Genomic DNA, 18,494 nt, shown 5'->3' with positions numbered 1-18,494 from the left:
GCTCACTCCGTTCGCTCGCAATGACATCAAGAGGATCCGGGTGAGACCGAACGCTAGCCCATGCTCTCGGACAGGAGTGTCGATACCGCCCTCCGCCGCGCCGCGGCCGCGGTGAGGAAGGCGGCATAGCTCCAGGTCAGATGTTTCGCCGAGGTCTGGCGCCCATCCATCTGATCGAACTGCTCCGACAGCGCGCCATCGTCCGGCGTGAACGCCCTGACGGTTTCGAAAAAGCCGTCCCCGCGGGCGATCAGCGCTGACGCCGTCTGGCGCGTATCCATCTCCGGAGCGATGCCGGCCTGCGCAAGGAAACGAGCGGTTTCCGGCGTGGCTGCCAGGCCGTCCTCGGGTGCCAGTGCGGCGAGCCGGTAAAAAAGCTCCGCCGCGGCGAGCGTGGAAAAATAATAGGCGCCGCCGCTCTGGTAGACGTCGCCGCGGAACCGGCCCATGGCCGGCGCTTGGCGGTCGCGATTGATGGCGTAGTCTTCAGCGAAGATGTCAGCAAGCGTGGCAAAGCTCGCCTGAATGTGCGGATCGGCGATGGAATGGGGGCCCGTCTCGCGTCCACTGTGGAGTGCGGCGAAGACGACGGCGAAATCGATATCCCGGTCGCCAGGCATGCCTTCTCCGCTTGCTGCCCGGTAGCAGGCGCGCTCCGGCGACCAGTGGCTATCTAACAGGGCCGCAAGCCGGTCCGCCGCATCCTTGTAGGCCGGCGCCCGCGCGGGTTCGCCGTGCTCTTGCGCATCCCGTGCCGCGCCCTCAAGCAGCGCCGCCTGCACCGAGCGCGTATAGTAGTCGGCGCAAAGTCGCTCTTCCCAGATGTCGACGCTCTCCATGCCGGCATGGCTGAGCGTGAAGTCGATGTCGTCGTCGACCAGCCTTCGAAGCCCCTCGGAGAAGCCGTAACGGTTCCCGTAGTCGCGCAGCACCAGCGCCCGCGCGGCGACGCCGTCGATCTGCGGCCGGCCCCAGCCGAGGATGTCGAGGGTGCCGTCGGGATTGAAGCGCGGTTCCATGCGGACCCGATCGCCGTGGACCTCGGACAATTCCTCGCGCGCGCGCAGATACTGGCGCACCTCGGGAGCCACACCTGCACCGAACGCCGGATCGGCGACGATCGCCCGGCCGTCGAGGGCATCGAGCAACAGCGTGAAGCGGACGATGTCGGCAATCGTTTCGTGGCCATCGGCCCCGACCACGCCGTCGTCGATGAGGGCGACGAGCGCGCCGAGGATGACCGCCGTGTCGCGCTGCCAATGGAAAAAATAGTCCGGATCGGGGTCGTAATGGGCCGAGACCGGAGAGGCGAGCACCGATCCCTTCGCCGGCCGGATCGCCTGGCCGAAGGCCGGCCGGCGGTGGACGAGATGGGTCGCGGAGATGGCGGCGAGCATGTTCCGCCGCGCCACCGCCTCCTCCTCGGCGATCCAGGCGTCGAGCCCCGCCATCACGCCACCCTCGGCGGGAAAAAGCCGAGACGATCGAGCCCGACGCGCACCTCCGGCGCCTGCATGAAGAGCCGCCAGAGAAGGCCGGAGCGATAATTCTCCATCATGATGACGATCGGTCCCTGGTCGATGGCGAGGTGCTCACTCGAATACCAGTCGTGGGTCTCGCTGAAGGCATCGGAGAAGCCCCAGTCGGTCCAGATCCGCGATCCCAGATCGTCATGGAAATGGCGCATCGCCGCCATCGCGGCCTCGGGCGCATAGGGGAAGCTGGACAGCGCCGCCGTCGGGGTGATGACGCCGAAATCGTTGGTCGGCGAGTGACCCGCATAGCCCTGATGATTGTCGCTCGCCGTCAGCCCCCAGCAATCCGGCCCGTAGCCTGCGAACCCTTTCGGGTTGGCGATGCAATAGGCCCGGTTGATCTCCACGTGCCGCCGGTTCTGCTCGAAATAGTCGGCGTAGCGGTCGGCCAGTCCCCTCGGATCGAGCCCAAGGAAAGAATAATGGGCAAAGAACAGCGGGCCCCCCATCGGCGGCCCGAGCGGCAGCGTCACGCCATAGGCGCTCTCGCCGTTGACGAAGACAGGGCTGTGCGTCCAGCCGCGATGGTAGAGTTCGGGATCAATCGGATGGCTCGGCGAGGCGGCGGCCAGCACATAGGTGATGAGGCACTCGTTCCAGCCGCGGATCGCATGGTTGATGGCAAAGCCGAAAGTCGGGCTCCAGTGCCAGAGCAGCACGTCGTCGTCGGCCGCCTTGTAGAACGGCCACTCCACGGCATGCCAGAGGACATTGATCCGCTGCCGCAGGTCCCGCTCCGCCGCCTCGTCGCGGTCGAAATACTCCCGCGCCGTCAACAGCCCCTGCATCAGCAGCGCGGTCTCCACGAGGTCGCCGCCGTCGTCCTTCTCAGAGAACGGCTCGGCCTTGCCGCTCCGCACATCGATCCAGTGCGGCACGGCGCCGTGATAGAGGTCCGCCCGCTCCAGGGTGGCAACGATCAGCGTCGTGCGCTCCAGCGCGGCATCGCGGGAGATAAAACCCCGCTCCGCGCCGACGATCAGCACCATGACGGCAAAGCCGGTGCCGCCGGTGGCGACGATCCCCGCGCGCGACGAGGTCCGATCCGGCACCATGCCGGAGGACGGGTCGGCCCGCTCCAAGAACCAGCGGAAGGTGTGCTCCTGGACGCGGGTAAAGAGTTCGGCGTCGCCGAGCGGCTTTCGGCCGTTTTGCGCAGTCGTCATGGGGTCTTCCGCCTCAGGCCGGATCGGGGATCGGATTGCCTTCCGGCCCCGCCGCGCCGCTCTGACCGGCAAGCCGGGCGTCGGTCGCGGTCGCCGGTCCGGGCTCTGCCGCCTCGCCCTCGACCTCGGAGGTCAGCGCCACCAGCCGGTCGTAGAGCGCGTTCTTGATCGGCCTGTTGTAGATGCTGATCAGGGACGATCCGGCAAGTTCCTCGTCGAAGATGGAATGGATGAGGTCGGGCTGGGTCTCCCGGATCATGTCGATCATGCCGTCGCTGAAGATCCATTTCGGTTTCATCAAGAGCACCCGGGCAAGCGCCAGCAACTGCCGGTCCTGATTGGTCAGCTCCCGGTCCCAGCGCTCGACCCGGTCGAGCGCATCGCCGAGATGGCCGAGGCCGACCCGCTTCAGCGCCGCCTTCATCTCGTCGTCGCCCATCGGGTGGACGCCGTTGGTGTAGGTGAGGATGGTGCGGATCGAGCCGGGCGGCACGAACGGCCGCTGCGCCAGGAATACGGTGTCCTCGGCCGGCGGCAGGCTGATGCGCCCGCTGCCCCAGTTCCACAGGCCGCCGATGGCAAGGAAGAAGATGCCCTTGCCGGCGCCCGGAAGCCCGGTGAAGAGCACCCGCTCGCCCGGCTTGACGGTGAGGTGCGCCTCGCTCGCCCGGGTCCGCCGGTGCGCGCTCATCACCACTACGTCGTCGAGGGCGAAAAGGCCTTGCGGGTGCTCGACGCGCTCGAAACGCTCGGCGCCGGCCTCGAAATCGTCGATCTGCATGAGCGCCTGGCGGAAATTCATGACGCGCAGGAGCGATGCCCGCCAGTCGGCGATGGTGCTGGCATTGTCGACGAACCAGCGCAGCGACTGCTGCACCTGGTTGAAGGCGCCGACCACCATCATCAGTTCGCCGAAGGAGAGCGAGCCGCCGAAATAGGCAGGCGCGGCGACGATGATCGGAAACACCAGCGCCACCCAGCCATAGCCGGCCGTGATCCAGGTGAGCCCGACGGTCGCCCGGACGATCCGGCGCAGGACGTCAAGCAGATTGTTGAGGTCGCCGATCAGCGCCTGTCGCTTGTGCCGCTCGCCATTGTTGAGGACGATGCCGTCGGAATGCTCCGCCCCCTGCACCAGCGCCACGCGCAGGTCCGCCTCGCGGGCGTAGCGGGTCTGCTGCAGCTTCACCAGCCGCCGGCCGACCAGCCATGAAAACGCCGAACCGGTAATCGCATAGAGCAGCGCCGCCCAGACCATGTAGCCAGGGATCGAAAAGCTGTAGCCGAAGAGCTTCAGGATGACGCCCTGCGACAGCACCCAGAGGACGCCGATGAAGCTGGACAGGAGCAACGTCGCCTGCAGCAGCCCGACGCCGAGCGACGTCGTCAGTTCGGTCAGGTGGTTGGCGTCCTCGTGGATACGCTGGTCGGGATTGACGCCGATCTGCCCGGCCCGGCCGATCCGCGCGGCGCGCTTATGGCTCATCCAGTTTTCGATGAGGTCGCCGGTCGCCATCTGCCTGAGCTTCAGCGCGATCGTCATGTCGAGATAGCGCTGGAACACGTTGAGGAGGAGAAGCACGGCGGCGATCATGACGAAAACCCCGAGCTGGGTGAAAAACCCGTCGAGGTCCTTCTTCTCGATCGCGTTGTAGAACGGTTCGTTCCAGGCGTTGAGCCAGACCTGTGCAGCCGCCGTCGCGACGATGACGCCGGTGATCAGCGCGCACAGCACGTAGAGCCCGGTGCGCCCCGGCGTCCCGTTGATCGAGCGCGCCAGCGTCAGGAGCTGGCGGCTGAGCCGTTCCTCAAAGACCGGGGGCCGCGCACCCCTTTGTCGCGGCGCCGCAGTCTCGTCGCGGTTATCCATAAAAGTCGACCCCACTGATGCGAAGGAAGTTTAACTAGTGCTCGGTGAATGAATTGTGAGGGGCGTGATAGCTTTGCGCCGAAAAGAGCCGGGAATCACCGCAAGGAGACCTGCCAGCATGACGATTCCGTCAGACCTCATTGCACGCATGACGCTTGCCGAGAAGATCGGCCAGCTCAACATGGTCTCGGCCGACTATGCGATCACCGGTCCGGTCGTTGCCGGCGACGTCACCGGAGCGCTGCGCGCCGGCCGGGTCGGCAGCATCTTCAACCTCTACGGCCGCGGCCCGGCCCGGCGCGCCCAGACAATCGCGGTGGAGGAAACCCGGCTCGGCATTCCGCTGTTCTTCGGCTTCGACGTCATCCACGGCTTTCGCACCGTGTTCCCGATGCCGCTGGCCGAGGCCGGCGCCTTCGATCCGGCCCTGTGGGAGGAAACCGCCCGCGAGGCGGCGACCGAATCCGCCGAGGCCGGCCTCGATCTCGTCTTCGCGCCGATGCTCGACATTGCCCGCGACCCGCGCTGGGGCCGCGGCGTCGAGGGCCCCGGCGAGGATCCGCTGGTGGCGATGCGCTTTGCCCGCGCCAAGGTGCGCGGCTTTCAGGGCCGGCGCGGCAGGGCCGCGGACCGTTCCGTTTCCGGCGTCGTCGCCACCGTCAAGCATTTCGTCGGCTACGGCGCCTCGCGCGCCGGCCGCGACTACGCGGAAGTGGATCTCTCCGAGCGCGAGCTCGCCGAGGTCTACCTGCCGCCGTTCCAGGCCGGCGTCGAAGAGGGGGCAGCGGCCCTGATGCCGGCCTTCACCGATATCGGCGGCCTGCCGCTCACCGCGCACCGGGCGCTGATCACGGGAAAGGCCCGGGGCGAATGGGGCTTTGACGGCCTCGTCATCAGCGACTACGGCGCCATCGGCGAACTGATCCCGCACGGCGTCGCCGGCGATCTGGCGGACGCCGCGGCACTGGCGCTGAATGCCGGCGTCGACGTCGACATGATGTCCTACGCCTATGAGAAGGGCCTCGACGAGGCGCTGTCGCGCGGCCGCGTCACCATGGAAACGCTCGACGCCGCGGTCAAGCGCGTGCTCGACTTCAAGGACCGCCTCGGCCTGTTCGACGATCCCTACCGGCGTTGCCAGGACGAGACCCCGGAGCCGGCGCCGCCGACCAGGCGCTGCCGCGCCATCGCCCGCAAGGCGGCGGCGAAATCGATGGTGCTCCTGAAGAATGAGGGCGGCGCCCTGCCGCTTGCCGAAAACCCCGGCCGCATCGCGCTGATCGGCCCGCTGGCGGACGCCGGGCAGGACATGCTCGGCTCCTGGGCCGGCGCCGGCCGCGGCACGGAGGCGGTGGGCGTGTTTGACGGGCTCACGGCCGCCCTTCCCGGCACCGCCATCGACCACGCCCGGGGCGTTTCGATCGACGGCAACGGCGACGAGGAAGCGGAAAAGGCAAAGGCCCTCGATGCTGCCCGCAAGGCCGACCATGTCATCCTTTGCGTCGGCGAGGCCGGCTGGATGAGCGGCGAGGCCGCCAGCCGCGCCCGCATCGACCTGCCGGGCCGCCAGGAGGCGTTTGCCGCCGACGTCCTGGCGCTCGGCAAGCCGGTCATCGTGCTCTTGTTCGCCGGCCGGCCGATCGTCATGCCGGAGCTGTTCGAAAAGGCCGCCGCGATCGTCATGTGCTGGTTTCCCGGCACCGAGGCGGGCCCGGCCGTCGCCGATATCCTCACCGGCCGGGTCAATCCGACCGCGCGCCTCGCCGTCACCTGGCCGCAGCATGTGGGCCAGGTGCCGATCCACTACGCCGCGCGCCGGGGCGGCCGGCCCCTGATGGTCGGCAACAAATACACCAGCCAGTATCTCGACATGCCGAACGCGCCGCTGCTGCCCTTCGGCGCAGGGCTGTCCTACACGGCGTTCGGCCTGACGGAGCCGTCGGTCGCGGTCGGGGAAAAGGTGGAGGTGGAGACGGTCGTGACGAATGAGGGCGCCCGGGCCGGCGAGACGGTGGTGTTCCTGTTCGCCACCGATCCGGTCGCGCGCATCGCCCGTCCCGTGCTGGAGCTGAAGGATTTTTCGCGCATCGAACTTGCCCCCGGCGAAAGCCATACGGTCACCTTCTGGCTCGACCGCGGCGCCTTCGCCTATCCGGGCGCCGACCTGAAACCGGTCGTGGAGCCCGGCGACATTGTCCTTCACGTGGGATTTTCCGCCGACCCGGACGCCCTGAAATCGGCGACCATCCGGCTCGATTGAGATCTGCATCGGTCCGGCCGGGCGCGGCCTTACGCGCCCTTTTCCCGGATCACATAGGTGCAGCGGCGCCCGCCCTTGACGATGTGTTCGGCCCGCTCGATCTCGGCCGACGGGCCGAGCACGGCCCGGAACACCTCCAGCTCCGCACGGCAAAAGCCCTGGCAGGCCGTTGCCGCCATGCAGATCGGGCAATGGTTTTCCGCAAACAGGATCGAGCCGTCGGGCTGGCGGCGCCATTCGGCCATGTAGCCTTCCTCGGAACGCAGCCGGGCAAGCGCCGCCACCCGGTCGGCAAGATCGCTCTTGTCCGCCAGCTTCGCCTCATAGCACGCGCGCGTCTCGGCCTCGCGAATGGTGATGATCCTGTCGAGCGCCGCCTCACCGAGCTGGTCGCGAATGATCCTGAGAAGCTGCGTGGTCAGGTTCGCGTGGGTGTCCGGAAAGCGCGACTGTGCCGCGTCCGTCAGATGCCATAGTTGCTTGGGGCGACCGACGCCCTTGGCCTCGCTGGTCGCCTCCACCAGTCCCTGATCGGCCAGCCGCACGAGCTGCTGGCGCGCCGCCTCGCCGGTAATGCCCAGCTTCTTGCCGAGCGTCGCCGAGGTCTCGGCACCATGCATCTTGAGCGCCGCCAGGATCCGCTCCGAGGCGTTCCGCGGTGACCATCCGACATTTTCCAAGTTTTCACTTGACATATTATGCGCTTCGATATTTAAAGTCATTACTTGGAAAATTAGCAGGCCTATCGGTAACACGCAAGCCTGCCGGTCCAATCAGCAAAAAAGGAACCCCGAAATGGCCTTCGAACTCCCCGCCCTGTCGTACTCCTATTCCGCGCTCGCCGAGCGCGGCATGTGCCAGGAGACCCTGGAACTCCACCACGGCAAGCATCACCAGGCCTATGTGACGGCGCTGAACGGGTTCGTGGAGAAGAACGACGACCTGAAGGGCAAGTCGCTGGAAGAGATCGTCGCCTTCGTCGACGGCAAGGACGACATGGCGCCGGTCTTCAACAATGCCGGACAGCACTGGAACCACATCCATTTCTGGAACGCCCTGTCGCCGGACGGCGGCCGCATCCCGGCAACGCTCGAAAAGCGCCTCGTCACCGACTTCGGCTCCGTCGAGGCCTTCAAGGAGGCCTTCAAGGCGGCCGCGATCTCGCAGTTCGGCTCCGGCTGGGCCTGGCTCGTGCAGGACAGCGACGACCGCCTGAAGGTCGCCAAGACCCCGAACGGCGTTCCCCCGATCACCGGCACCGGCGGCAAGGCCCTGCTCGGCCTCGATGTCTGGGAGCACAGCTACTATCTGGACTTCCGCAACCGCCGTCCGGACTACGTGACCAACTTCCTCGACAAGCTGGCCAATTACGAGTTCGCCGAAGCCAATCTCGGCTAGAGCGTATTGCCGAACCGGAGGTCCGCGACAGCGAAAAGCGGAGACCGGCTTTCGGATAAGAATACGCGTTAAAACAAAAAGTTAGAGCGTTACGGGCGATTCCGTAATTGCCTGAAACACTCTAGCGCCCGACACGCTCCTCCAAAGTGCAATGCCGGGACGCGCGCCGCAGCAATAGCGGTCGCGTCCCGGTCCCCCATCGTAACTGTCCGGCTCAGGGAGCGAACCGGTCCGGATACGGAGCAGATCATCATGTGTGCGGATATTGCCGGCTCCGGCGCCTCGGGTTCCAACATCGTCAACGCCGTCTCCATGCGGCCGGCCCGCAATGCCGCCGTCGACGAACAGAGCTTTCGCGATGCCATGGCGGCCGCGGCCGCCAGCGTCGGCGTGGTCGCGGCAACGCTCAACGGCGAGCGCCAGGGGCGCACGGTGACGGCCGCGCTGTCACTGTCCCTGACGCCGCCGACGATCCTCATCTCGATCGACGCCAAGAGCCGGTTCGCCGGTTTCGTCTCCGAGAGCGGAGGATTTTCGTATTCCGTACTGTCCGAAGATCAGGGTATCATCGGCCAGGCCTTCGCCAGCCGGATCGACCAGGAGCGGCGCTTCGAGCTCGGCGAATGGCGGCAGTGGCTTCAGGCCAGCCGAAGCTGCTCGACGCCGTGACCGCCCTCGACTGCGAGGTCATCGCCGCGATTGCCACCGTCTCGCATATTCTGTTCATCGGTGCCGTGGTAGATGCCAAGACCTGCAGCGATCGCCGGCCGCTGCTCTGGCACGCTCGTCAGTACACGCGCGTCGGCGAGCAGATCGGCGCGCAGCATGGAGCCGGATAAGCGATGCCCTACAAAACCGTAGCCGTTTTCGGCGACCCGCGGCAGGAAAGCCTGGCGCGCCTGCGCTTCGCGATACGTTTTGCGCTGCAGCACGACGCCCATCTGGTCGGGCTCTTTTTCGAGCCCGCCTATTGGGACGGCAGGATTCCGAGCACCAATGTGCGCGGCAATGCGGCGATCCATAGCGTCATCAAGGAATATATGGACGAGCAGAAGGCCGTGGTGGACCGCGCCCACAAGGAGTTCGACGAAGAACTCGGCGCCAGCGACCTCAGCTACGAGTTCCGGGTCATGGGCGATCTGGAAACCGTCGATCACGTATTGTTCAACGCGCTGCACAGCGATCTCGCTATACTTGGATCCGGAACATCGCATTATCCGAACGGCGCATCGGCCGAGTCGATCCTGTTCAACACCGGCGTGCCGCTCCTCATCGTTCCCGACGAATGGGCGACATCCGGGCGCGACACGGGAGAGCGCATCCTGCTGGCCTGGAACGCAAGCCGGGAGTCCCGCCGGGCGATCACCGACGCGCTGCCGCTGCTGTGCCGGGCCAAGACCGTTTCCATCGTCGTTGTCGACGCCCATAACAATCCGCGCCATGGCGAGGAGCCGGGCGCGGATGTCGCCCGTTTCCTCAGTCGCCACGGCGTCCAGGTTACCGTCGAACAGCTTGGGTCCCGCGGCCGCCCCGTCGCAAAGGTCATCCTCGACCACGGCCTTTCGGTCGATGCGGATCTGATCGTTCTCGGCGCCTACAGTCACAGCCGGGCCTTCGAGGCAGTCTTCGGCGGCGTCACCCGCCATCTGCTGCGCAGCGCCCCCTTCCCCCTGTTCATCGTGCATTGAGCCGTCGGACCGATCCGAACCACCCACGGGATTGCCCATGCCTAGCGTTTTCTCGACCAACCACACCGCCTCCCTCGGACCGGCATTGCCCGTCGGCCGGACGGCCTTGCGTGCCGCGTCCCTGTCGCTCTGCCTCCTTGCCGCGGCGGCCGCGCCGGCTTTTGCCCAATGGGGCGACGCGCCGCCGCCGGCGGTCGACGTCATCACCCTGAAGGCGCAGCCCGTCCCGGTGATCAGCGAATTGCCGGGCCGCATCGCGCCGACGCAGGTTTCCGAAGTGCGGGCCCGCGTCTCCGGCATCCTCATGGAGCGCGTCTTCACGCAGGGCTCTGAGGTCAAGAAGGACCAGGTCCTCTACCGCATCGATCCCAAGCTGTTCCAGGTCCGGGTCGCCAGTGCGGAGGCCAGCCTGAAGCGCGCCCGCGCCACCCGCGAGGAGGCCCGCCAGCAGTTCGATCGCCAGAAATCCCTGCGCGAGCGCAAGGTCATCAGCGACGCGCGCTACGACACGGCGGCCCTGACGCTCGCCCAGGCCGACGCAGAGGTCGCCGTCGCCCAGGCCGCGCTGGAAGAGGCGCGCATCAATCTCGACTACACCGACGTCCGCGCACCGATCACCGGCATCATCGGCGGCGCCCTGGTCACCGAAGGCGCCCTCGTCACCGCCGACGGCCCGCAGAGCATGGCACTGATCCAGCAGATCAACCCGGTCTATGCCGACTTCACCCAGTCCTCCTCCGAGCTGTTCGCCCTGAAGCGCGCGGTCGAAGACGGCCGGCTGGCGAGCCCGGCGCCGGGCTAGGCCAGCGTCCGCCTCGTCTTCGACGACGGCACCGTTTATTCGGAGTCCGGCAAGCTGTTGTTCTCAAGCGCCAGCGTCGACACCACCACCGGCCAGATCACCCTGCGCGCCGAATTCCCCAATCCCAAGGGCGACCTCCTGCCGGGTCTCTATGTGCGCGTACGCATTGAGCAGGCCGTCCGCAAGAACGCGATCCTGGTGCCGCAACGTTCCATCGTGCGTAACGCCGAGGGCGCCGCCCAGGTCTATGTCGTCAAGGACGGCACCGTCGAAGCCCGCGACGTCACCCTCGGCGAGTCGCACGGCTCGGACTGGATCGTGGAAGCCGGCCTTGAGCCCGGCGAGCAGGTGATCGCCAACGGCACGATGAAGGCCCAGCCGGGCGGCAAGGTCACCCCGACGACCGTGGACGCCGACAGCGTGACGCCCGCCGCAACTGACAGCGCCCAAAAGGCCGACGACGCGGGGACCAAATAGTCCATGGCCAGTTTTTTCCTGAATCGCCCCACGATGGCGTGGGTGATCGCGATCTTCATCGCGATCGCCGGCATCATCGCCATCCCGCAGTTGCCGATCTCGCAATACCCGAAGGTCGCGCCGCCCCAGCTCTCCATCAGCACCTTCTATCCGGGCGCCTCGCCGCAGGACATCTACCAGGGCGTGACCCGGCTCATCGAGGAGGAGCTGAACACCGTCGACGGCCTGCAGTATTTCGAATCGACCTCCGACAGCTCCGGCTCGGTGACCATCACCACCACGTTCGAGCCCGGCACCGACATCAAGCTGGCCACAGTCGACGTCCAGAATGCCATCGCCCGCATCGAGGCGCGATTGCCGACGCCGGTGATCCAGCAGGGCGTCGTCGTCGAAGAGGCGAGCGCCGGCTACCTGATGTTCATCGCGCTCACCTCAACGGACGGCAAGCGCAGCCAGATCGCCCTCGGCGACTATCTCAGCCGCAACGTGCTGGGCGAGTTGAGACGCCTTCCGGGCGTCGGCAAGGCGACGCTCTTTGCGCCGCAGCGCGCCATGCGCATCTGGGTCGATCCGGACAAGATGGTCGGCTTCAATATCAGCGCCGGCGACATCATGTCGGCGATCACCGCGCAGAACGCACAGGTCGCGGCAGGCCGCATCGGCGCCGCGCCGCAGCCGGCGCACCAGGACATCACCGCGACAGTGCTCGTCAAGGGCCAGCTCTCCGACCCCGAGGCGTTCGGCCAGATCGTGCTGCGCGCCAATCCCGACGGCTCGCGCATCCTCTTGAAGGACGTTGCTCGCATCGAGGTCGGCGGCGAGGACTACAACGTCACCACGCGCCTCGACGGCCAGTGGGCGGCCAGCGTCGGCATCCAGCTCTCCTCCACCGGCAACGCCATGGCGACGGCCGAGGCCGTGCGCAACAAGCTGGAGGAGCTGTCGACCTTCTTCCCCGACGGCATCGCTTACTCCATCCCCTATGACACCAGTCCGTTCGTCGCCGCATCGATCGAGACGGTGCTGCACACGCTGGTCGAGGCCGTCGTCCTCGTCTTCATCGTCATGTTGGTGTTCCTGCAGAACATCCGCTACACGCTGATCCCGACCATCGTCGTGCCGATCGCGCTGCTTGGCGCCTGCTCGGTCATGCTGGTCACCGGCTTTTCCATCAACGTCCTGACCATGTTCGCCATGGTGCTGGCCATCGGCATCCTGGTCGACGACGCCATCGTCGTCGTTGAGAACGTGGAACGGATCATGGCCGAGGAGGGGCTGCCTCCAAAGGAAGCCACCGTCAAGGCGATGGGCCAGATCTCCGGCGCCATCATCGGCATCACGCTGGTGCTCTCCTGCGTCTTCGTGCCGATGGCGTTCTTCCCCGGCTCGGTCGGCGTGATCTACCGGCAGTTCAGCATCACCATGGTGGTGTCGATCCTGTTTTCCGCCTTCCTGGCGCTGTCGCTGACGCCGGCCCTGTGTTCCAGCTTCCTGAAGCCGATCAAGGGCGGCCATGAGCACGGCCGCGGCATCGGCGGCTGGTTCAACCGCAATTTCGACAGGGTCGCGAGCCGCTACGCCGGCACCACGGGGTTCCTGGCCCGGCGCGCCGGCCGCGTCATGATCGTCTACCTGGCCCTCGGCATCGGCCTTGGCTATTTCTACATCAACCTGCCGAGCGCCTTCGTGCCGGAGGAGGACCAGGGCTACATCATCGTCGACATTCTCGGCCCGTCCGAATCGAGCCGCAACCGCACCCTGGCGACCATCGAGGAGATCGAGGGCATCTTCTCCGGCGAGCCCGGCGTCGAGCACACCGTCGCCGTCCAGGGCTTCAGCTTCTCCGGCAACGGCCCCAACTCCGGGATCATGTTCGTGACGTTGAAGGACTGGGCCGAGCGCGGCGAAGGCAACTCGGCCAGCGAGATCGCCGGGCGGGCGAACATGAAGCTGTTCGGATTGAAGGACGCCAGGTCCTTTGCCCTGTCGCCGCCGCCGATCGAGGGCCTCGGCACCTCCGCCGGCTTCACCTTCCGCCTGCAGGACCGCGGCTTCGTCGGCCTCGCCGAGCTGCAGCAGGCGGCCGGCCAGTTGATGGGGCAGGCCAGCCAGGGCGGCAAGGTCGTCGGCGTCCGTCCGGAGGGCATGCCCTTCGCGGCCCAGGTCATGCTGACCATCGACCGCAAGAAGGCGAACACCTTTGGCGTCACCTTTGCCGAGATCAACAACACGATCACGGCCAATCTCGGCTCGGCCTATATCAACGACTTCCCGAACGCCGGCCGCATGCAGCGGGTGATCGTGCAGGCCAAGGATCAGGCCCGCATGCAGCCTGAAGACATCATGAAGCTGAACGTGCGCAACGCCAATGGCGGCATGGTGCCGATGTCGGCGATCGCCAGCTTCGACTGGCAGAAGGGCCCGGCCCAGGTGATCGGCTACAACGGCTATCCGGCGGTGCGCATCGCCGGCGCGCCGGCGCCCGGCCTGTCCTCCGGCGACGCCATTACCGAGATGGAGCGGCTTGCCGGGACGCTGCCGAAGGGCATCGGCTATGAGTGGACCGGACCGTCGCTGGAAGAGATCAAGTCGGGCGCGCAGGCGCCGATCCTCCTCAGCCTCAGCATCCTGTTTGTGTTCCTGCTGCTGGCCGCCCTCTACGAGAGCTGGGCGATCCCGTTCGCGGTCATTCTCGTGGTGCCGCTCGGCGTCATCGGCTGCGTCGCCGCAGTGATGCTGCGCGGCATGCCCAACGACGTCTACTTCAAGGTCGGCCTCATCGCGATCATAGGCCTGTCGGCCAAGAACGCGATCCTGATCGTGGAGTTCGCCAAGGACTACTACGCCGAAGGCAGGACGCTGGTGGAATCCGCCGTTGCCGCCGCGCGGGTGCGGTTCCGGCCGATCATCATGACCTCGCTTGCCTTCACGCTCGGTGTCGTACCGCTGGCCATCGCCACCGGGCCGAGTTCCGCTAGCCAGAACGCGATCGGCACCGGCGTCTTCGGCGGCATGATCTCGGCAACGATTCTCGCGATCTTCTTCGTCCCGGTCTTCTTCGTCTTCATCCTGAGCCTGTTTGCCAGAAAGAAGAAAACGGAAGAACCGGACGACGACGGGCAGGCCACGGCATCCGAGGCCGGATCGCCCTCAGGGTCCTGATGCCCGAAATGCGCGCGCGATCATGCGCCTCACGGTCCGGCGGACCTATACCGCCGGGCCCGAGCCGCGAGGCATCCGGACCGGGAACGCTCGCGACCGAAAAAACTCCGTCGAACAGGGACCGGCGACCATGACCATGGAAAGAGTGGCCACTGTGCTGGCGTGGCTTTTGGTGGCGTTCTTCGCCGTCGGCAGCGCAACCAACATCTTTGCGCCCGATGCAATCGTCGAGGACTACCAGCGCTGGGGCTATCCCGGCTGGTTCCACTACGTGACGGGAACCCTGGAACTGATCGCCTGTGTCCTGCTGATATTCCCCGTCACCCGCCTTGCCGGCTCCGCCATCGGCGGCGGCGTCATGGCGGCGGCGCTGGCAACGATGCTCTGGAACGGCGAATATGCGCACGGCCTGGCACCGCTGACGGTGCTCGCCTTCGTCTGCCTCAACGCCTGGATGACCTGGCGGGTCAGGACGCGGAAGGCTCAATCCTGAAGCCCGACAGGCCTTCGCAGATATCCAGCAGCCGATCCTGCAACGCAAGGTCCCGGCTCTGCCGGTCGGGCGTCCTCACAGTCAGCTTGCAGAGATACTCGCCGGTGAAGTCGGCAAGCGGACTGCCCTCTTGCGGCGCGGCGAGCGCGGCCTGCGTCGCGGCGCCATCGGTCAGGCTGTCCGGGGCGCTGCGGCCGCCCATATTGGTCGGCACCCAGCCCGGATCGACGGCGTTGGCGCAAACGTCCGGCCACAGCCGCGCCACCGCAAAGGCCAGCAGCGTATCGTGCAGCTTGCTTTCCGAATAGGCCGCCGTGCCGTTCCAGCGCCGGTCCTTCCAGAAGACGTCGTCGAGATGCGCCGGCACGGCATGCATGCTGGAACTCAGATAGACGAGGCGCTTCGGCCGCGCGATCATCGCCGTCAGGATGTAAGGCGCGAGCACATTGACGGCGAACATCCGCGGCAGCCCGTCCGCCGTCTCAAGGAACGTCCGGTCATAGACGCCGGCATTGTGGATGACGGCATCGAACGGGCCGAGCGCGTTCACCGCCTCGCCGACGCCCTTGGCACCGGCAAGCGTTTCTAGATCGCCGATGACGATCGCTTCCGCTGCCGGAAGGGCGTTCCGGGCGTCGGCCTCGCGCGCCTCGTTGCGGGCGTGCAGGACCACGCCGTGGCCCTTTTCGGCGAGCAACTGCCCCGCCTTCAGGCCCAGTCCGGTCGACGATCCGGTGATGAAAATCCGCGCCACGATGTGTCTCCTCCGGCTGGCAATACGAGGGAGATATGCCCTAACCGGCCGTCGCGGCAAGAAGCCCCATGCCGCCGTCGACGCGCAGGTCGATGCCGGTGATGAACCCGGCCGCGTCCGAGGCAAGGAACAGCGCCGCCTCGGCAATGTCAAAGGCGCTGCCCTGCCGCTTCATCGGCACCTGCGCGGCGCGCCGTGCCGCCAGCTCATCCGGCGCAATCCCACCGGCGATGAAGGCTTGGACATGCGGCGTGTCGATCATGCCGGGAAGCACCGTGTTGCAGCGCACGCCGCGGGCGGCATATTCCATCGCGATGCTGCGCGACAGACGGCACAGCGCGGCCTTGGAGACCTCATAGCCCACATAGGCGTAGGGGCCGCTCTGCACGGCGGCGAGCGAGGAGATAAAGACGATCGAGCCGCCGCCGTCCTCCAGCAGCGGCAAAGCCGCCTGCACGAGCTGGAACGCGGCGTCGAGATTGACGGAAAAAACGGCCTTCCAGTCGTCGAGGCTGGTCGCCGCGATGCCGCCGGCCTTGCTGATGCCGATATTGACGTGGAGGACGTCGAGGCCGCCAAGCTGGCGCTGCGCCGCGTCGACGGTGGCGCGGACCGCCTCCGGGTCGGTGGCATCGGCCGCATGGGCAAAGGCGACATGGCCTTCCGCACCGATGAGGGCCGCCGTCTCTTCGGCAGCTTCGCCATTGCGGTCGACGCAGAGCACCCGCCCGCCCTCGCGCGCGAAAAGGGCCGCCGCCGCCTTGCCGTTGCCCCAGCCGGGGCCGACGGAGCCCGCACCGATGACCGCAACACGCTTGCCGTCCAGTCGTCCTGCCATGAGTTACCCCCCGAAATTGCAGTCTAGAGATCGTCGCCGGAAATCAGTTCCGGCGCCTCGAACGCCCTGACCGGCGCCGGCTCGTTGACCGGACCGCGCACCTCCACCAGGCAGGTGTGGGCGGAACAGCCCTGGGACAGCGACGACGTGCCGATGTCGAGGGTCAACACATTGGGATTGCCGTGCCGCTCCAGCCCCGTTTCCGGGTCCGGGTCGTACCAGGCCCCTGTCGACATCCGCACAACGCCCGGCATGATGTCCTCCGAGAGCATCGCGGCGGCGAGGCAGCGGCCCCGCGCGTTGAACACCTCCACGACGTCGCCGGCGGCGATGCCGCGCCTCGCCGCGTCGTCCGGATGGATCATCAGCGGCTCGCGGCCACCCACCTTGCCCTTGCGGCTGAAAGAACTGTCGTCGAGCTGGCTGTGCAGCTTGCGGGCCGGCTGGTCCGAGATCAGATGCAGCGGGAAGGTATCCGCTTTGTCCGATCCCAGCCATTCGCACGGCGCCATCCAGGTCGCGTGCCCCGGGCAGTCCGCATAACCGAAGGACGCGATCTCCTCCGAAAACAGCTCGAGCTTGCCGGACGGCGTCTTCAGTGCATGGGCTTCGGGATCGCTCCGGAACTCCGACAGCATGACGACCGGCTCCGCAACTTGTTCCAGATCGACCAGCCCCGTTTCCCAGAACCCATCGAAGTCGGGAATATCGACGCCGGCCTTCTGCCAGCGCTCGCGGCAGTCCCCGTAGATGTGGCGCAGCCAGGCCTCGGCATCGCGGCCTTCGGTAAACGCCTCCGTGACCCCCACCCGCTCGGCGAGGCCGGCAAAGATGTCGAAGTCATGCCGCGCCTCGGCAAAGGGCGGCACCACCTGCTTGGTGGCGACGAGCAGCCCTTCCTGGGTGGCGTAGGAGATGTCGTCGCGCTCAAGGCCCGTCGTTGCCGGAAACACCACGTCGGCGCGCTTCGCCGTCGCCGTCCAGCACTGCTCGTTGACGACGATGGTATCGGGCTTCTGCCAGGCCTTTTCCATCCGGTTGAGGTCCTGGTGGTGGTGATAGGGGTTGCCGCCGGCCCAGTAGACGAGATGGATGTCGGGATAGGTGCGGTCGATGCCGTCATAAGGGAAGGTTTCGCCCGGATGCAGCAGCATGTCGGCGATCCGCGCCACCGGGATGAAGGCATCGACGGCATTGCGACCCTGGTCGAGCCGCGGGCCGGACAGCCGGCGATGGGGTGAGCCGAGGGTGTTCATGGCGCCGTAGCCGACGCCGAAGCCGCCGCCGGGAAGACCGATCTGGCCGAGCATGGCGGCAAGCGTGATGACCATCCAGAACGGCTGCTCGCCGTGATGGGCGCGCTGCAGCGACCAGGCAACGTTCAGCATGGTGCGAGATCCCGCCATCTCCACGGCAAGCGCCTCGATCCGCGCGGCCGGAACGCCGCACAGCGCTTCGGCCCAGGCCGGGGTTTTGGCAACGCCGTCATCAGCGCCGATCAGGTACCGCTCGAAGCGCTCGAAACCGACGCAATGGGAGGCAAGGAACGCCCGGTCGCACAGGCCCTTATCGACCAGCGTCCAGGCCAGCCCCAGCATCATCGCCACGTCGGAATTGGGCCGCGCCGGGATCCATTCGTGGTCCCCGCCGGTCTTCAGATTGTCGTCGACCGGACCGATATTGACGAACCGCACACCGGCCTTTTGCATCCGGCGCAGCCCCTCCGGCACCCGGTGCAGGCCGGAGCCGCCGGGCGCCATCTGCGCGTTCTTGGCCGGAACGCCGCCGAAGGTGACAAACAGCTCGGTATGTTCGGCCATGACGTCCCAGGACGTGTGCATGTGCTGCAGATCCGTCATCGACGCCACCACATGGGGCAGGATCACATGCGCCGCGCCGAGGCTGTAGGAGTTGAGGTGGCGCACATAGCCGCCGATGGTGTTGAGGAAGCGATGGACCTGACTCTGGGCGTGGTGGAACCGGCCGGCGCTCGCCCAGCCATAGGATCCGCCGAAGATCGCCGCATTGCCGTAGCGCATGCGCACGCGCTC

At 66.8% G+C, this 18,494-nt stretch carries 12 protein-coding genes and 2 pseudogenes; 7 read left to right on the top strand and 7 right to left on the bottom strand.

Annotated features, from left to right (window positions below; genetic code table 11):
• Positions 1 to 53: 53 nt before the first annotated feature.
• From CH339_RS21995 to CH339_RS21985, 3 genes are read right to left on the bottom strand one after another with little or no spacing between them, the layout of a single operon-like run.
• Positions 54 to 1,451 (bottom strand): glycoside hydrolase family 15 protein, encoded by a 1,398-nt coding sequence (locus CH339_RS21995; RefSeq protein WP_111436560.1) that lies wholly within the window; start codon positions 1,449 to 1,451, stop codon positions 54 to 56.
• The gene (locus CH339_RS21990; protein WP_111436559.1) at positions 1,451 to 2,701 is read right to left on the bottom strand and encodes a glucoamylase family protein; all 1,251 of its coding nucleotides are present in this window, start codon (positions 2,699 to 2,701) and stop codon (positions 1,451 to 1,453) included. The genes CH339_RS21995 and CH339_RS21990 overlap by 1 nt, the downstream gene beginning before the upstream one ends.
• Before the next feature lie 13 nt (positions 2,702 to 2,714).
• Entirely contained in the window at positions 2,715 to 4,571 is a 1,857-nt protein-coding gene (locus CH339_RS21985) for an ABC transporter ATP-binding protein/permease (RefSeq protein ID WP_111436558.1), read from the bottom strand.
• 118 nt (positions 4,572 to 4,689) lie between these two features.
• Here CH339_RS21985 and CH339_RS21980 point away from each other — a divergent pair, with 118 nt between their 5' ends.
• Positions 4,690 to 6,831, top strand: a complete 2,142-nt coding sequence (locus CH339_RS21980; protein ID WP_111436557.1) for a glycoside hydrolase family 3 N-terminal domain-containing protein — start codon at positions 4,690 to 4,692, stop codon at positions 6,829 to 6,831.
• Between the two features lie 29 nt (positions 6,832 to 6,860).
• Here CH339_RS21980 and CH339_RS21975 read toward each other — a convergent pair whose 3' ends face one another.
• A complete protein-coding gene (locus CH339_RS21975; RefSeq protein WP_244669113.1) occupies positions 6,861 to 7,451 on the bottom strand; it encodes a helix-turn-helix transcriptional regulator in 591 nt (196 codons plus the stop codon).
• 175 nt (positions 7,452 to 7,626) lie between these two features.
• Between CH339_RS21975 and CH339_RS21970 the strand changes: the two genes are divergently transcribed.
• From CH339_RS21970 to CH339_RS21940, 6 genes and pseudogenes are all read left to right on the top strand, one after another.
• Positions 7,627 to 8,229 carry a superoxide dismutase gene (locus CH339_RS21970; RefSeq protein WP_111436555.1) on the top strand — a complete coding sequence of 201 codons (603 nt, stop codon included), beginning with the start codon at positions 7,627 to 7,629 and terminating at the stop codon, positions 8,227 to 8,229.
• A gap of 252 nt (positions 8,230 to 8,481) precedes the next feature.
• Positions 8,482 to 9,068 (top strand): annotated as a pseudogene (locus CH339_RS25305) (flavin reductase family protein).
• Between the two features lie 3 nt (positions 9,069 to 9,071).
• Complete coding sequence (locus CH339_RS21955; RefSeq protein WP_111436552.1) at positions 9,072 to 9,917, top strand: universal stress protein; 846 nt, start codon at positions 9,072 to 9,074, stop codon at positions 9,915 to 9,917.
• A 37-nt stretch (positions 9,918 to 9,954) separates the two neighbouring features.
• Positions 9,955 to 11,196, top strand: a pseudogene (locus CH339_RS21950) (efflux RND transporter periplasmic adaptor subunit).
• Between the two features lie 3 nt (positions 11,197 to 11,199).
• Positions 11,200 to 14,358 carry a multidrug efflux RND transporter permease subunit gene (locus CH339_RS21945; RefSeq protein WP_111436551.1) on the top strand — a complete coding sequence of 1,053 codons (3,159 nt, stop codon included), beginning with the start codon at positions 11,200 to 11,202 and terminating at the stop codon, positions 14,356 to 14,358.
• 130 nt (positions 14,359 to 14,488) lie between these two features.
• Positions 14,489 to 14,851 (top strand): DoxX family protein, encoded by a 363-nt coding sequence (locus CH339_RS21940; RefSeq protein WP_111436561.1) that lies wholly within the window; start codon positions 14,489 to 14,491, stop codon positions 14,849 to 14,851.
• On the opposite strand, the gene CH339_RS21935 is transcribed toward CH339_RS21940, so the two are convergent.
• The 3 genes from CH339_RS21935 to CH339_RS21925 all read right to left on the bottom strand — a co-directional run.
• Positions 14,826 to 15,605: an SDR family NAD(P)-dependent oxidoreductase gene (locus CH339_RS21935; protein WP_111436550.1), complete on the bottom strand. Its 780-nt coding sequence runs from the start codon at positions 15,603 to 15,605 to the stop codon at positions 14,826 to 14,828. The two genes, CH339_RS21940 and CH339_RS21935, sit on opposite strands and share 26 nt — an antisense overlap.
• Before the next feature lie 40 nt (positions 15,606 to 15,645).
• Entirely contained in the window at positions 15,646 to 16,443 is a 798-nt protein-coding gene (locus CH339_RS21930; RefSeq protein ID WP_111436549.1) for an SDR family NAD(P)-dependent oxidoreductase, read from the bottom strand.
• A gap of 23 nt (positions 16,444 to 16,466) precedes the next feature.
• Positions 16,467 to 18,494, bottom strand: a 2,028-nt coding sequence (locus tag CH339_RS21925) for a molybdopterin-dependent oxidoreductase (protein ID WP_111436548.1), incomplete at its 5' end; no start/stop codon positions are given.

Origin of the sequence: Rhodobium orientis (assembly GCF_003258835.1) — a bacterium.
GTDB classification, from domain to species: Bacteria; Pseudomonadota; Alphaproteobacteria; order Rhizobiales; family Rhodobiaceae; genus Rhodobium; species Rhodobium orientis.
Note: the sequence above shows the minus strand (reverse complement) of the source record. Positions and strands in the feature narration are given on the sequence as shown.

Excerpts from the sequence above, each read along its gene's own strand:
- CH339_RS21980 (WP_111436557.1), top strand. The coding sequence starts at position 4,690 with ATGACGATTCCGTCAGACCTCATTGCACGCATGACGCTTGCCGAGAAG.
- CH339_RS21945 (WP_111436551.1), top strand. The coding sequence starts at position 11,200 with ATGGCCAGTTTTTTCCTGAATCGCCCCACGATGGCGTGGGTGATCGCG.
- CH339_RS21985 (WP_111436558.1), bottom strand. The coding sequence starts at position 4,571 with ATGGATAACCGCGACGAGACTGCGGCGCCGCGACAAAGGGGTGCGCGG.
- CH339_RS21930 (WP_111436549.1), bottom strand. The coding sequence starts at position 16,443 with ATGGCAGGACGACTGGACGGCAAGCGTGTTGCGGTCATCGGTGCGGGC.
- CH339_RS21995 (WP_111436560.1), bottom strand. The coding sequence starts at position 1,451 with ATGGCGGGGCTCGACGCCTGGATCGCCGAGGAGGAGGCGGTGGCGCGG.
- CH339_RS21990 (WP_111436559.1), bottom strand. The coding sequence starts at position 2,701 with ATGACGACTGCGCAAAACGGCCGAAAGCCGCTCGGCGACGCCGAACTC.
- CH339_RS21940 (WP_111436561.1), top strand. The coding sequence starts at position 14,489 with ATGACCATGGAAAGAGTGGCCACTGTGCTGGCGTGGCTTTTGGTGGCG.
- CH339_RS21955 (WP_111436552.1), top strand. The coding sequence starts at position 9,072 with ATGCCCTACAAAACCGTAGCCGTTTTCGGCGACCCGCGGCAGGAAAGC.
- CH339_RS21970 (WP_111436555.1), top strand. The coding sequence starts at position 7,627 with ATGGCCTTCGAACTCCCCGCCCTGTCGTACTCCTATTCCGCGCTCGCC.
- CH339_RS21975 (WP_244669113.1), bottom strand. The coding sequence starts at position 7,451 with ATGCATGGTGCCGAGACCTCGGCGACGCTCGGCAAGAAGCTGGGCATT.